At 66.4% G+C, this 14,187-nt stretch carries 10 protein-coding genes; 5 read left to right on the top strand and 5 right to left on the bottom strand.

The annotated features are described in order from the left end of the window. Positions 1–95: 95 nt before the first annotated feature. Positions 96–1,229, bottom strand: coding sequence for a M24 family metallopeptidase (locus tag LFT45_RS18375; RefSeq protein WP_236805025.1), 1,134 nt, complete (start codon positions 1,227–1,229; stop codon positions 96–98). Next, positions 1,226–3,256: a DUF6807 family protein gene (locus tag LFT45_RS18370; RefSeq protein ID WP_236805024.1), complete on the bottom strand. Its 2,031-nt coding sequence runs from the start codon at positions 3,254–3,256 to the stop codon at positions 1,226–1,228. The genes LFT45_RS18375 and LFT45_RS18370 overlap by 4 nt, the downstream gene beginning before the upstream one ends. A gap of 373 nt (positions 3,257–3,629) precedes the next feature. On the opposite strand from LFT45_RS18370, the gene LFT45_RS18365 reads away from it, so the two are divergent. The 3 genes from LFT45_RS18365 (at position 3,630) to LFT45_RS18355 (ending at position 7,003) form a co-directional block, all read left to right on the top strand. After that, positions 3,630–4,574 (top strand): carbohydrate ABC transporter permease, encoded by a 945-nt coding sequence (locus tag LFT45_RS18365; RefSeq protein WP_236805023.1) that lies wholly within the window; start codon positions 3,630–3,632, stop codon positions 4,572–4,574. Continuing rightward, a complete protein-coding gene (locus LFT45_RS18360; RefSeq protein ID WP_236805022.1) occupies positions 4,564–5,511 on the top strand; it encodes a carbohydrate ABC transporter permease in 948 nt (315 codons plus the stop codon). Before LFT45_RS18365 ends, LFT45_RS18360 begins: the two co-directional genes overlap by 11 nt. Positions 5,512–5,653: 142 nt before the next feature. Further along, entirely contained in the window at positions 5,654–7,003 is a 1,350-nt protein-coding gene (locus LFT45_RS18355; protein WP_236809423.1) for an ABC transporter substrate-binding protein, read from the top strand. A gap of 91 nt (positions 7,004–7,094) precedes the next feature. Here LFT45_RS18355 and LFT45_RS18350 read toward each other — a convergent pair whose 3' ends face one another. From LFT45_RS18350 to LFT45_RS18340, 3 genes are all read right to left on the bottom strand, one after another. Then, positions 7,095–9,110, bottom strand: coding sequence for a beta-galactosidase (locus LFT45_RS18350; RefSeq protein ID WP_236805021.1), 2,016 nt, complete (start codon positions 9,108–9,110; stop codon positions 7,095–7,097). A gap of 39 nt (positions 9,111–9,149) precedes the next feature. Continuing rightward, positions 9,150–11,219 carry a DUF6807 family protein gene (locus LFT45_RS18345; protein WP_236805020.1) on the bottom strand — a complete coding sequence of 690 codons (2,070 nt, stop codon included), beginning with the start codon at positions 11,217–11,219 and terminating at the stop codon, positions 9,150–9,152. A 164-nt stretch (positions 11,220–11,383) separates the two neighbouring features. Then, positions 11,384–12,409 carry a LacI family DNA-binding transcriptional regulator gene (locus LFT45_RS18340; protein ID WP_236805019.1) on the bottom strand — a complete coding sequence of 342 codons (1,026 nt, stop codon included), beginning with the start codon at positions 12,407–12,409 and terminating at the stop codon, positions 11,384–11,386. Between the two features lie 178 nt (positions 12,410–12,587). Between LFT45_RS18340 and LFT45_RS18335 the strand changes: the two genes are divergently transcribed. After that, entirely contained in the window at positions 12,588–12,956 is a 369-nt protein-coding gene (locus LFT45_RS18335; protein ID WP_236805018.1) for an L-rhamnose mutarotase, read from the top strand. A 60-nt stretch (positions 12,957–13,016) separates the two neighbouring features. After that, positions 13,017–14,183 carry an L-rhamnose isomerase gene (gene rhaI, locus LFT45_RS18330; protein ID WP_236805017.1) on the top strand — a complete coding sequence of 389 codons (1,167 nt, stop codon included), beginning with the start codon at positions 13,017–13,019 and terminating at the stop codon, positions 14,181–14,183. Positions 14,184–14,187 lie beyond the last annotated feature (4 nt).

Below are 14,187 nucleotides of genomic sequence, written 5' to 3'. Positions count from 1 at the left end.
CCCAAGTGGGTACGCGCACCCCAAGTAGGTAGCAGCACAGGGCGTTCCCAGGTCTGGGAACGCCCTGTGCTGCTACCTACTTGGGTAGGCCCGGGCTACAGCTGGAGCGTCAGCGGGCGGGGGAGTCCGTTGATGTCCGACGCCGGCCACCGCGGGTCGAGCGTCAGGACGCGGGTTCCCGCTGCCGTCAGCTGGACCGTGTCCTCGATCTTGACGCCCGGGCCGGACGGATTCCAGGTGAAGGCCTGGTTGGGCACCACAACGTCGTCCGTGGCGGCGGTGGCGCGCGGATCGCGGCCTGAGTAGCCGGCGGGTCCGCCCTGGTGGTGCAGCATCCACTGGTCGGTGCCGAAGCCGTGCCGGGCGTAGGCGGCCTGGATCTCGGCGAAGATGCCGCCGAGCCGGGCGCCCGGAACCGTGGCAGCGAAGATGTCCGCCTCAACCGCCGCGATGCGTTTCTCGGCGTCCAGCTCGTCGGGGGTGCCGGCGTCGAACCTCACCCACCTGGTCACGTTGGCCACCAGGCCGTGCCGCCGGGCGCAGACCACGGCCATGGCGCGGCGGCCCAGGGGCGAGTGGGTGGCCAGCGGGTGCCGGAACGCGCTGCGCGAGCTGCCGTTGCAGAGCAGGACCAGGGGCTCCGCGCCCGCCGCGACGATCTGCGCGGCAAGCGCGGAGGCGACCTCGAACTCGGTAGTGTTCGGCCTTGCCCGGGACAGGACGTCGGTCATGGCGCCTGCGGCATCCGCGCACAGCTGCGCGTAGCGGGCACTCTCGCCGGGCAGCATGGGCTGCCGGGCTGCCCGCAATTCCGCGGCCACGGCATTCTCTGCCAGCGGCTCTCCGGGTCCGGCCAGTGCACCGGCGGCGTCCGCGAGCTGTCCGTGCCAGGGAACCGTGTGAAGTTCGACGCCGGGTGGCAGCTCTTCGGCGGCGAGCCGTTCCGCCTCATTGTTGAAGGTGATGAGGCGGTCGCCGGTCCGGTCCACGAGGAGCGCCGCGATCGGGTCGCCCGCCAGGCTGATGTGCATCCGGCTGCCGTCCAGGTACCACGTGAGGGCGGTGTTGCTGGTGAGGAGGAGCGAGTCGCGTTCCGCGGCCTCGAGAATGTCCAGCACCCGCCGCCGCTTTATCGCACGGTCCGCCGGCGTCCCGGGGGCGGTGCTGCCTGCAGGCGACTCCCAGTCGGGCCGTGCCGCCAGCGCTTGGCCAACCTGCCCGGCGTTCATGAGCTGCCCTCCATGCCCGTCACCAGTGCGTCAATGTCAGCGGTTCCGAGCCGCGCATCGGACACGAACACGGTGACACTCCTGGTGACCGATTCTCCGGGCTGCAGGAGGGCCGGCTCCTCCCAGGCGAGTGATTGTCCGACACCCGGATAACTTCCCACCCGCACGAACCACGGATCGTCGCAATCCGCCGGGGATGTGAAGACCAGCGTGGCCGGATTCCCGCCGAAGGTTCCGCTCCACGCGAGCCACTGGCTCACGGATCCATGCACCACGGCCTCCCCTGATCCCGCCGGGGACCAAACTCGGGCGTCGTCGCAGGAAGCCAGGCGCCAGAAGAACCCGCCGTAGCCGCCTAGCCGCCGCCCGTTGGAACCGGGACTGCCCAGGCTGACGGCAGCGTCACCCGCCGGCGTCAGGGTGAAGTCCAGCGTCAGGCGCCAGGTCTGAAGGTCGACGGCGGCCCATGTCCAGTTGCGCTGCTCCCGCAGAACCGGGGCGCCGTCGGGTCCGTTCCAGGACAGTACCTCAGAGAGCGCACTGCCGGATGAGTCACTGCCCGTTGAGGTGCGCACAATCCTGCCGTGATCCGGGCGCCAGACGTAACGGCCGGCGTCGCGCGTGCACGTCCGCCCGCCCCAGAAGTTGATGCCGTTGACGTCCTGTACTGCCACTCCGACGCCAAGGTGCCACACGTGATCGGTGGGCTGGTGGTCAGTCACCACGGTGCCTGCCAGCGTACGAACCGGATGCAGGTAAGGCCGCGGGGATGAGGCGGGGCGGATGCGGCTGCCGTCCTGATAACTGGCTACTTCGCGTCCGCCGACCGTGCAAGTGGCGGCTGGCTCCAGCGGTCTGGCCCACGGTGCGCCCAGTTCCGAGAAGGTTGCCTGCGCGAGGGTGGCGCGTTGGATCAGTTCAGCGATTCCCTCTACGACGGGGTGGGAATCATCGCCGCTGCCTTCCCACTTGATGTACCTGTCGTCAATCTGTTGCGGTGCGGGTGCCGTGCGGATTGCTTCGAGCACAGCCATAAAGGCTCCCGAGCCGGACAGCGGGCTGAGCAGCTCTCCGCCCGAGGCGCGTACCTCCAGCAGATTCTCCAGCAGATCCGTGCGGGGGAATAGTTCCCGGCGTTCGCCGTGGTCAGTGCTCACCACCAGTTCATCCTCCGTGTAAAAGAGCTCTGCCTTGCCTGCCGTGCCGAAAACAGTGATGGAAGGAGGTGTCTGCCGGGCGGCGCAAAGGGTCAGTGCGCAGGTGAGGACCTGTCCCGCGGAGGTGCGGACCCGGATCACCGACGTGTCGTCGCTTTCAGTAGGGTGTGCGCGATAGAGATCGGTGTCCACGCAGGCCACATCATCAAGGGTGCGGGCAGCGGCGATGCTGAGACCCGTCACCACGGCGTGTGCCAGCGCGTTGGTGGCGACGCCGTCAACCACATCGGTTCCGTTGATGGCCCGCTTGCCGGCCCAGCGCGAGCGCTTGAAGTAGCCGCGAGTCCGTAGCCAGGTTCCCGCGGCGCCCAGTCCGAGCACGTCCCCGATCTCCCCGTCCGCGATAAGCCGCCGGATCGCGGGCAACGCGTCGGATCCCAAGCTCTGGAAGCCAACCTGCACGAGCCGGCTTGCTGACTCTGCGGCCGCCAGCAGTTCCTGGAACTGCTGCAGGGACGCTGCGGGGGGCTTCTCCACGTAAACGTCCGCGCCAGCGGACAGGGCAGCCATGGCGAGGGGAACGTGTGTCTGGATGGGGGTAGCCAGGATGACGACATCCGGAGCGGTCCCCGCCTGAAGGAGGTGATCGAGAGTCTCGAAGACGGCTACGGAGTCTTCCAGGACTCCGTCTGCGGGAGGGCGGGGGTCCGCTATTGCCACGAATTCGAGCACTCCGGACGCCTCCAGCCGGGCCAGGTTGGCCAGGTGCCGCGCGCCGAAACCGTGTACGCCGACGAGGGCGATCCGGGGGACAGGGTTCTGTGCCCTGTGGGGGGCGGGAGAGGGAGCGTAAGCGGAAGGTAGCGACATGCGGGTTGATCCTTGCGTGGGAAGTACTGCTGGACAGGGAGGGAAACGCAGGCAGTAACACCGTACCTGAGAAAGCGTTTTCTGACACCTGCCTGCTGGTGGCCTCCCATGGCTTGGCCGGACGTGGAAAGCGTTTTCCTAAATTTACGAAATAATCTATACATCGCCTTGGAAAGCGTTTACCGTTGTAGCGACGGCTTCACGAGAGTGACGGAGGGCACAAAGCACTCCTGCCGAATGAAGCATTAATCCGCGGCAGAGGCGTTCCTGAGTATCTGGGACGGAACGCCCGCGCGGGAATGGCCACGATGACCAAAGGAGACCGCATGGCCGCTCAACACATACCTAAGCCGCAGCGAGCGAGGTGCGCGCCGTGAGTGCCATTACCGAACTCACGTCCCTCTCGCGCCGCAAGGGTCCGAAGACTGCCGAAGAGAAGAAGGCCGGCGGGCGGGACAACAAGGCCGCCTACATCTTCCTGCTTCCGTGGCTGGTGGGACTGGTGGCCATCACCGTCGGTCCCATGGTGATGTCGCTGTACCTCTCTTTCACCGACTACAACCTGATTCAGGCCCCGGAGTGGGTGGGCCTGGAGAACTTCCAGCGGATGTTCACCGACGCGAGACTGCACAATTCGCTCGGGGTGACGTTCACGTATGTACTCGTCGGCGTTCCGCTGCAGCTGGCGGTTGCCCTGCTGATCGCGCTGGTACTGGACAAAGGCCTTCGTGGCCTCCCGTTCTACCGTTCTGTCTTCTACTTGCCGTCGCTGCTGGGCGGCTCGGTGGCCATCGCGATCCTGTGGAAGCAGATCTTCGGCACCACCGGCCTCGTGAATCAGGTACTTGCCCTTGCCGGCATCGAGGGTCCGGGGTGGATTTCTGACCCGAGTACGGCGCTGGGGTCCATCATCCTGCTCCACGTCTGGACTTTCGGCGCTCCGATGATCATCTTCCTGGCCGGCCTGCGCCAGATACCCAACATGTACTACGAAGCCGCCGAGGTGGACGGAGCCACCAAGCTCCAGCAGTTCTGGCGCATCACCCTGCCGCTCCTGAGCCCCATCATCTTCTTCAACCTGGTGCTGCAGATCATCGGATCATTCCAGTCGTTCACGCAGGCGTTCATCGTCTCCGGCGGCAACGGCGGCCCTTCGGATTCGACAATGTTCTTCACGCTTTACCTCTACCAAAAGGGCTTCGGCCAGTTCGATATGGGATACGCCTCCGCCATGGCCTGGTTCCTGCTGGTCATCATCGGCGCCTTCACCGCCATCAACTTTATCGCTGCAAAGTATTGGGTTTTCTATGACGACTAAGCTGGAGACGCTGCCCGCCCCGAGTAAGAAAGCTCCGGCCGGCAAGCCAACGAACCCCCGAGGGCCACGCAAGAGCCGCGAACCACGCGGCAGCCTTGCCTTTAGCCGCAGCGCACGTTCCAAGGCACTGATCAAGCATGCGATCCTGATCGTCACCGGCGGAGTCATGATCTACCCGCTGCTGTGGATGGTTGTTTCCTCGCTGCGCGCCAACGAACTCATCTTCCGCGAACCCGGTCTGTGGCTGAACAGCCTCGAGATGGGCAACTACACGGACGGATGGTCGGCGCTGACCCACCCGTTCGGCCACTACATGCTCAATTCCGCGGTGGTTGTGCTGGGATCAATCCTCGGCAACCTGATCTCCTGCTCCATGGCCGCTTACGCCTTCGCCAGGCTCCAGTTCACGGGGCAGAAGATCTTCTTCGGCATTATGCTGCTCACCATCATGCTGCCGTTCCACGTGGTGATTGTCCCGCAGTACATCCTGTTCTCGCAGATCGGCTGGGTGAACACCTTCTGGCCGCTCATCGTTCCGAAGCTCCTGGCCACCGACGCGTTCTTCGTGTTCCTGATGGTCCAGTTCATCCGGGGCATCCCAAAGGAACTTGATGAGGCCGCAAGGATCGACGGCGCCGGCCACCCGCGGATCTTCCTGCGCGTAATTCTGCCGCTGATGGTCCCCGCGCTGGCCACCACCACCATCTTCACCTTCATCTGGACCTGGAACGACTTCTTTGGTGCCCTCATCTACCTGACGGACCCTGACATGTTCACCGTTCCCGTTGCGCTCCGGGCGTTCGTGGATTCGCAGTCCGCCACAAGCTGGGGCTCACTCTTCGCCATGTCCATCGTTTCGCTCCTGCCCGTGTTCCTGGTTTTCCTCTTTGGGCAAAGGTTCCTCATCAAGGGAATAGCCACGACCGGCATCAAGTAGGCCGCGAACGAACACCGGGGCCACCGGCTCCCGGCGCAATCGGGCACAAATGCTTGTAATACAAGATAAGTACTTATTCCATTAGCTGGAAAGCGTTTTCCATCTCCTTCAAGATCAACGAAGATCGGAGTGAACTGTGCAACTGTTCCCCAAACCTGGCCCTGATGCCGAGGCCCGCCGGCCCCAGGTATCCAAGACCCCGCGACGGCTCCGGAAGGCGGGAGTGGTTGCTGCCGCAGCCGCCGTCGTCCTTGCGCTCAGCGCCTGTGGCGGCGGATCTGCCGCCCAGAGCGCCGACGGAACGGTTGAACTCCGTTTCTCCTGGTGGGGCAGCGACAAGAGGGCGCAGGTCACCCAGGAAGCCATCAAGGCCTTCGAAGCCGAAAACCCGAAGATCAAGATCAAGCCGGAGTACGGCGACTGGAGCGGTTACTGGGACAAGCTGGCCACGCAGGTGGCTGCGAACGACGCTCCCGACATCATCCAGATGGACGAAAAGTACATCACCGAGTACTCCAGCCGCGGAGCCCTGCTTGACCTCTCGAAGTACGGCATCGACACATCCAAGCTCGACGAGGCCACGCTGAAGGCGGGGCAGAGCGAGGACGGCCTGACGGGTATCCCCGCCGGCATCAATGCAGCCACCATCCTTGCGAACCCGGCCGTGTTCAAGGCAGCAGGTGTGGCATTGCCCGACGACGCGACCTGGACCTGGGAAGACTTCGAACGGATCTCCGCCGAGGTGACGGCTAAATCCCCGAAGGGCACTTACGGGGCGGCCGCCTACGGGACCGATGAGGCATCCCTGGGCGTATGGCTGAGGCAGAACGGAAAGTCCCTCTACACCGAAGACGGCAAGCTCGGCTTTGAGCCGGCGGACATCGCCGCCTGGTGGGCCTTCCTGAAACAGATGAGTGAGGGCAAGGCAGTTCCCTCGGCGTCGGAGGTTGTTGAGGCCGAAGCAGCACCCCTGGACCAGAGCGGCCTCGCAACGGGCAAGAATGGACTCGCCTTCTGGTGGTCCAACCAGCTTCCCGCCCTGGAAAAGGCCGCAGGCTCGGAACTGAAGGTTCTGAGGTTCCCCACCAAGACCGGCTCCGCTGCTGATGCCAAGCTCTGGTACAAGGCCTCGCAGTTCTGGTCGGCATCCTCCAGAACCAAGCACCCTGAGGAAGTCGCCAAATTCATCAACTTCCTGGCGAACGACGCCAAGGCCGGCGAGGCACTCCTGGCCGACCGTGGTGTCTACCCGAACACCGATGTGCGCGCGGCGATCTCCGCCAAGCTGACCCCTGCGGACGTCAAGGTTGTGAAGTTCATCGACCAGATCAAGAACGAACTCGGTGAGGCTCCTGCCCCGCCGCCGAAGGGCGCGGGTGCCATCCAGGAAATCATCAAACGTTACACCTCCGAGGTGCTGTTCAACAGGCTTTCCGCAGATGAAGCCGGTAAGAAAGCGGTGGATGAGATGACGTCAGCCATCAGCAGCTAGCTCCACCACGGAAAGGAAATCCCTGGGCCGTCTCCCACCAGAGATTGCCCGGGGTTTTCCGCGCGTGGGGTCAAAAACTCCAGAGAACCGGTCAGTCCTCGGCGATCACGGCCACAGCTCCGCCGGGGACAATGCCGCCGAAACGCCCGCCGCCCAGCAGTTCCTCGCCGTCGGCCTTCACTTCCGCGTCCTCCCGGCCGTGATTGATGGCGAAGAGGAAGCGGCGCCCGTCCGCCGTGACCCGCCGGGTCAGTTCGACGCCGGCGGCGGCTTCCGCGGAGGCCGCCACTCCCGCTTCGGCCAGGAGCCGGTCCAAGAGGCGTTCGATGCCGTCGCGATCGAGGAGGGTGGCCAGGTACCAGGCGGCGCCCGGGCCGGCGCTCCTCCGGGTCAGTGCGGGCACGCCGGAGAGCGGGTAGCCGGTGAAGGTGGCCACCGCCTCCGCCCCGGCAAGGTGGACGTGCTCGCTCCACACCCGGCCAATGGTGCCGTCGCTCAAAGTCACCCGGCCGCCCTCGAGCAGCGGGTGGAACTCCTCGGTCCTGATGCCCAGCAGCTCCCGGAAGGCTCCAGGGTAGCCGCCCAGCCTGATGTGGTCGCGCTCGTCGACGATGCCGCTGAAGTAGCTGACCAGCACCGTGGCTCCGGCCTCGGCAGCGGCGGCAACATTGGCCGCTGCGTCATCGTTGACGCAGTACAGCGTGCACACCAGGACCAGGCGGTAGCCGGAGAGGTCCGCGGCCGGGGGGACGAAGTCCACGCCCACGCCGCGCAGGAACAGCGAGCGGTGGAACGCCCTGATCAGGTCCAAATACTTCACGTCCTCGCTCGGGTGCGAGTCCAGTTCGCTGGCCCACCAGGCCTCGTAGTCGAACACGATGGCCACCCGGGATTCCACGGTGGAGCCTTTGACCGGCCCAAGCCGCTTGAGGGCTTCGCCGAGGGCCACCACCTCCCGCCACACCCGGGTGTCGCGGTCGCCGTGCGGCACCATCGCCGAATGGAACTTCTCGGCGCCGGCAACACTCTGCCGCCACTGGAAGAACATGACGGCATCGGCGCCGCGGGCCACGTGGGCCAGCGAGTTGCGGAGCATTTCACCGGGCATCTTCGGCTGGTTACGGGCCTGCCAGTTCACCGCCGACGTCGAGTGCTCCATCAGGATACAAGGCCTGTTGCCCGCGACGCCGCGTGTGAGGTCCGCGCTGAACGCCAGCTCGATTTCGCGCTCCGGATCCGCGGCCACCAGGTAGTGGTCGTTGGCCACCACGTCCAGGTCCTTCGCCCAGTCGAAGTAGTCCAGGGACTTGGTGGCGCTGGACACCATGAGGTTGGTGGTGGCCGGAACGTTGGGCGTCACCTCGCGGATCACCGCCAGCAGACTCCGGTAGTAGTCCATCAGCGCCCACGAGCTGAACCGCTGGAAGTCCAGCCGCTGCGTCGGGTTGAGGGTGGTGGGGGCGGCCCGAGGCGGGATGACCTCCTCGAACGAGGCGTAGTGCTGGGACCAGAAGGCCGTGCCCCACGCCTCGTTCAGCGCCTCGATGCCGCCGTAGCGCCGTTCCAGCCAGCGCCGGAACGCCGCGGCGTCCTCCACGCCGTAAAACTCGGAAACGTGGCAGCCCAGCTCGTTGTCCACGTGCCACAGTGCCAGCGCCGGGTGGTCCTTGTACCGTTCGGCGAGCTTCCGGGTGATGCCCGTGGCATACCGGCGGTAAACGGCGGACGACGGCGTGTAGTGCCGCCGGGAGCCGCGTTCCAGGACGGTGCCCTCTGCTGTCACCGGCAGGACTTCCGGATGCTTCCGCACCAGCCAGGCCGGGGGAGCGGCTGTGGCCGTGGCGAGGGCAACCCGGATGCCTGCACCGGCCAGGCTGTCCAGCACCTCGTCCAGCCAGGCAAAGTCGTACTCCCCTTCGCGCGGCTCCAGGAGCGCCCAGGAAAAGATGGCCACGCTGAGCAGGGTCACCCCGGCCTCCTTCATGAGGCCGATGTCCTCCAGCCGGACCTCGGCCGGCCACTGCTCGGGGTTGTAGTCGCCTCCGTAGGCCAGACCCGGGCCGCTGTTCCAGAGGGGAGCTTGAGGAGAGGCTTCTTGCTCGGGCATGGGGCTCCTTTGCCGGGACGGTGCTGACCCTGTCTTAGGCTAGCGCCGCGCCAGGAGGGATGCGACGGCGGCCGGCGACAGTTCGCCGTCGCACACCCACACACTCAGGCTCCGCCGAAGCGATTCCCCTGCGGCCAGCGTCACTGGCCGGTCCCAGGCCAGGGCCGACCCGACGCCGGGGTACCCGGAGCAGCGGACGAACCACGGATCGGCTGCCTCGGCCGGGGCCCCGAACACGAGGGTCGCAGCCTGCCCGGAACGGATGCCGGGCACCTCGCCGAAGGAGGCGGTCCATGCCAGCCACGGCGCCACGGAGCCGTGGACGGCGGATTCGCCCTCGGCGTCGGACGTGAAGATGCGGGCACCGCTGCAGGCCGGAAGGCGCCAGAAGAAACCGCCGTAGCCGCTGCCGGCTGCGCCGTTGGAACCGGGGCTGCCCAGTGAAACGTCGACGACGGCGGTCAGTTCCGTGCCCAGGTCCAGGCGCCACACGCTCCCTCCCAGGACCTCGCGGCTGGCGGTCCGCTGTTCGGTGAGCAGGGGCTGTCCGTCCGTGCCGAGCCACCGGAGCTCCCGGGTGTCGAATCCGTCCGGATCACCCGCAGCGGCGGGGAGCAGTTCGATCCGGCCGTGGTCCTGCCGGGAGACGTACGCGCCGGCGTCGCGCCTGTACGTTTTGCCGCCCCAGAAGTTGGTGCCATTGACGTCCTGGAGCGCGAAGCCGGCGCCCAGATGCCACGGGTGGTCGGCGGGGAGATGGTCCGTCACAACGGTCCCGCCGAGCGTGGCCACCGGGTGCAGGTAGGGCCGCGGCGATAACCGCGCGTTGAGCCGCGCGCCGGTGCGCCGGACTGCCAGCGGACGGCCGCCGTCGTCGAACAGCACAGTGGCGGCGCCAGGCTCAGTGGCTCGCGCCCACGGCAGGGCGAGTTCGCGGAAGGTGGCGTGGGCGCCGATGGCCCGCTCTAGGGCGTCCTCGATGCCGGGAATCACCGCACGGGCGGCATCGCCGTCGCCCTCCCAGCGCACGTAGCCAGGAGTGACCGGCGCGGGCGGCTCGGCGGTGCGGACGGCCTCAAGCACCAGCATGAACGCGCCGGAGTCGTTGAGGGCGCTGGTGAGTTCTGTGTCCCCAGCGAGGTATTCCAGCAGGTTTTCGGTGAGGTCGTCGCGGCCGAACTGCAGCGAGTGCTCTCCGTCCGCGTTGCTGATGTGCAGCCGGTCTTTCGTGTAGTGGAAAACGGCCGTTCCCTCAGAGCCCTGCAGGGTGATGTACGGCTCCACGGACTCCGAGGCGCAGAGCGTCAGGGCGCATGTAATCGGCAGGCCGGCGGAGGTCCGGATCCGAATGACCGAGGTGTCGTCGGCCTCGATGTCATTCGCGCGGTACAGGTCCGTCTCCACGGAGGCCACATGCTCCACGGTCCGGGCGCCGGCGATCCGCAGGGCGGTGGCGATGGCGTGTGCCAGGGGATTGGTAGCCACGCCATCCACCACGTCCACGCCATCCATGCTCCGCTTGCCGGCCCACCGGGAGCGCTTGCAGTAGGCGCGGTCCCGCACCCAGCGCCCGGTTGCGCCGATCCCCTGCAGCGTGCCGATGGTCCCGTCCTTGAGGAGCCCGTCAATGGCCACCAGCGCCTGCGATCCGAGGCTCTGGAATCCGATCTGCACGCTGCGCCCGGACGCTTCAGCGGCCTCCTGCAGTTGCCGGAAGTCGGCCAGCGATGCCACCGGGGGTTTCTCCAAATAGAGGTCGGCGCCGGAGGCCAGGGTGGCCAGGGCAAGCGGCGCGTGGGTCTGGATGGGCGTGGCGACGATGACCACGTCGGGCCGGTGGTTGCCCGCGAGGAGGGATTCCAGGTCGGGGTGGACCGCCGTGGTGCGGGGCAATGCGTCGGGGGCCGGCGGTTTCGGGTCGGCCACGGCCACAAGTTCCACTGCGCCGGCCTGGGTCAGCCGTTCGAGGTTCTTCAGGTGGTGGGCGCCGAAGCCATGGACGCCGATCAGGGCCACACGTGCCGGGCCGGTGCGGTGCGGGGAAGCGGCTTTGGCGGCTGGCAGGCCTGACGGGCCTGACGGGCCGGGCTGCGTCAGAGGGATATCCATGGTGCTCCTGTCCGGCGCTGCGGTGCTGCGCGACGCCATCGTCAACCGTTACACGGGAGCGTGCATGCGTCCTTGGCAAGCGCTTTCCCGGGCGGTCTGCCACCAAGTGTACTCCCTGACCGGAAGTGCCGGTCCGGTGGGAGTCGTGCCGAGCGCAGGCCGGCTTAGTGGGGCGCGGCGGCGCCGGCGGTACTTTGCCTGACCACCAGTTCGGGCGTGAACACGACGGCACGGTGCCGCGGGTGCTGGGCGTCCAGTTCCTCCGTCAGGAGCTCGATGGCAGTCCTGCCGATCGCGTCGGTGGGCTGGCGGATGGAGGAAAGCGGCACGACGGCGGACACGGCGAAGTCGATGTCGTCGTAGCCGATCAGGGCCACGTCGTCGGGAATGCTGACGTTGTTCATCATGGTCAGGGACTGCATCACTCCGAGCGCCAGCAGGTCGTTGGCGCAGAAGATGCCGTCCGGCATGTTGGTTGCGCCTCGCTCCATGAGGCTGTTGCCCACCTCCCGTCCGGCGAGAACGGACTGGCCGTCGGAGTCGAGCACCTCCAGTGCTGCGCCGTCCACCTCGGCCACGGCGCGGCGGGCGCCCAGAAGGCGGTCGGATACCTGGCGGATGGACAGTGGGCCGCCCACGAAGGCCAGCTTCCGACGCCCCAGGTCGAGGAGGTGACGGGCGGCGAGGTAACCGCCGGCGTCGTCATCCACGGAGACGGAGCTGAAGCGGTCCTCATCGGCCAGCCGGTCCACCAGGACCGTGGGAACACCCCGCTGCCGGAGGGCCTCCAGCCGGTCGGCGACGTCGCCCACCGGGGAGATCAGCAGGCCCTGGACCCGCTGTTCCTGGAAGAGGTCGATGTAGTGCGATTCCCGGTTCGCGTCGTGGCCGCTGTCGCCCAGCAGCACGGCGCTGCCGTTCACAGCGGCAGCGTCCTCCGCGGCGCGGACCAGCGACGTGAAGAAGGGGTTGCCAACGTCCAGGACCACGACGCCGATGGTCCGGCTGTGCCCTGCGCGCAGCTGCCGTGCGGCGTCGTTGCGGACGAAGCCCAGCTCGTCGATCGCCTGGAGCACCTTGTCCTTGGTGCGCTTGGAGACGCGGTCCGGATTGTTGAGGACGTTGGAGACCGTCCCCACCGCAACCTGCGCGTGGTTGGCGACGTCCTTGATGCTTGCTGCCCGCGACATTCTGCTGATCCTCCGAAGATCGATTTGCCCGTCCGGGTGAAAACGCTTGACACCCTTCTTCCGTCCAGAGTACTTTGAATCGTAACAATGAAACGATTCAACTTCGGTAGACATTCAAAGCCGAACGAATTCGCTACCTCTCCCTTCGCAGCAACCGAAACGTCCACAGGAGTACAACATGAGGGTTTGCTTCCGATCCTCCGTCCAGCCGGGGCTGCTGGGGGAGTACCGCCGGCGCCACGCTGCCGTCTGGCCGGAGATGCTGGCCGCGCTCAAGGACGCGGGCTGGAACAACTATTCGCTGTTTCTTGACGACGACGGGCTGCTGATCGGCTACCTCGAATGCGACGACTTTGACGCGGTCCGGGCCCGGATGGCCCTCACGGACGTCAATGCCCGCTGGCAGGCGGAAATGGCCACACTTTTCCGGGACAGCGATGTTCCGCCCGACGAGGGCTTCCGCGTCCTCGACGAGGTGTTCAACCTGGACGGGCAGCTGGCCGCCGCCGGCAGCAGCGCCGACGCCGCCGTCGTCGTCGAACACTAAAGCTTTCAAGCACTAAATCTCCAAGCACCTTCACCGCGACACACTGACGAAAGACTGATCATGAACAACACAGCATCGGCACTGGGCCGGCTTTCGGAGCTTGCTATTGAGGTTCCGTCGTGGGCTTATGGCAACTCGGGCACCAGGTTCAAGGTGTTCGGCACGCCAGGTACGCCGCGCACCGTCCAGGAGAAACTGGCGGACGCCGCCAAGGTCCATGAGCTCACCGGACTGGCGCCCACCGTGGCGCTGCACATCCCGTGGGACAAGGTGGACGACTACGCGGCCCTGAATGACTACGCGGCCGGCCTGGGCGTGGGGCTGGGCACGATCAACTCCAACACCTTCCAGGATGACGAGTACAAGTTCGGCTCGCTGACGTCCTCGGACGACGCCGTCCGGCGCCGCGCGATCGACCACCACTTTGAGTGCATCGACATCATGCACGCCACCGGCTCCCGGGACCTGAAGATCTGGCTCGCGGATGGCACCAACTACCCGGGCCAGGATGACATGCGCGGCCGCCAGGACAGGCTGGCCGAGTCCCTGCAGGAGATCTATGGACGCTTGGGCGAGGACCAGCGCCTGGTGCTGGAGTACAAGTTCTTCGAGCCGGCTTTCTACCACACGGATGTTCCGGACTGGGGCACCTCCTACGCGCAGACTCTGGCGCTGGGTGAGAAGGCCTTTGTCTGTTTGGACACCGGCCACCACGCCCCCGGCACCAACATCGAGTTCATCGTCATGCAGCTGCTGCGCCTGGGCAAGCTGGGCTCGTTCGACTTCAACTCCCGCTTCTACGCGGACGATGACCTGATCGTGGGTGCCGCGGACCCGTTCCAGCTGTTCCGCATCATGCACGAGGTGATCCGCGGCGGCGGCTTCGGCAAAGAGTCCGGCGTTGCGCTCATGCTGGACCAGTGCCACAACCTGGAGGAGAAGATCCCGGGCCAGATCCGCTCAGTGCTGAATGTGCAGGAAATGACCGCCCGCGCCCTGCTGGTGGACACGGCCGCGCTGGCCGAGGCTCAGCGAGCCGGGGATGTGCTGGCCGCAAATGCGGTGTTCAACGACGCTTTCTACACCGACGTCCGGCCGCTCCTGGCCGAGTGGCGTGAAGCCCGCGGCCTGCCCGCGGACCCGCTGGCGGCGTACAAGGCCAGCGGCTACCAGAAGAAGATCAACGAGGACCGCGTGGGCGGCCAGCAATCCGGATGGGGCGCGTAAGGGG

Origin of the sequence: Arthrobacter sp. FW305-BF8 (assembly GCF_021789315.1) — a bacterium.
Lineage (GTDB): Bacteria > Actinomycetota > Actinomycetes > Actinomycetales > Micrococcaceae > Arthrobacter.
The sequence above is the reverse complement of the archived record's forward strand: the minus strand, read 5'-3'. Positions and strand labels throughout refer to the sequence as shown.

Bases quoted from the DNA above. Each gene is read 5' to 3' on its own strand.
- LFT45_RS18375 (WP_236805025.1), bottom strand. From the start codon at position 1,229: ATGAACGCCGGGCAGGTTGGCCAAGCGCTGGCGGCACGGCCCGACTGG.
- LFT45_RS18370 (WP_236805024.1), bottom strand. From the start codon at position 3,256: ATGTCGCTACCTTCCGCTTACGCTCCCTCTCCCGCCCCCCACAGGGCA.
- LFT45_RS18360 (WP_236805022.1), top strand. From the start codon at position 4,564: ATGACGACTAAGCTGGAGACGCTGCCCGCCCCGAGTAAGAAAGCTCCG.
- LFT45_RS18350 (WP_236805021.1), bottom strand. From the start codon at position 9,110: ATGCCCGAGCAAGAAGCCTCTCCTCAAGCTCCCCTCTGGAACAGCGGC.
- LFT45_RS18345 (WP_236805020.1), bottom strand. From the start codon at position 11,219: ATGGATATCCCTCTGACGCAGCCCGGCCCGTCAGGCCCGTCAGGCCTG.
- LFT45_RS18340 (WP_236805019.1), bottom strand. From the start codon at position 12,409: ATGTCGCGGGCAGCAAGCATCAAGGACGTCGCCAACCACGCGCAGGTT.
- LFT45_RS18335 (WP_236805018.1), top strand. From the start codon at position 12,588: ATGAGGGTTTGCTTCCGATCCTCCGTCCAGCCGGGGCTGCTGGGGGAG.
- rhaI (WP_236805017.1), top strand. From the start codon at position 13,017: ATGAACAACACAGCATCGGCACTGGGCCGGCTTTCGGAGCTTGCTATT.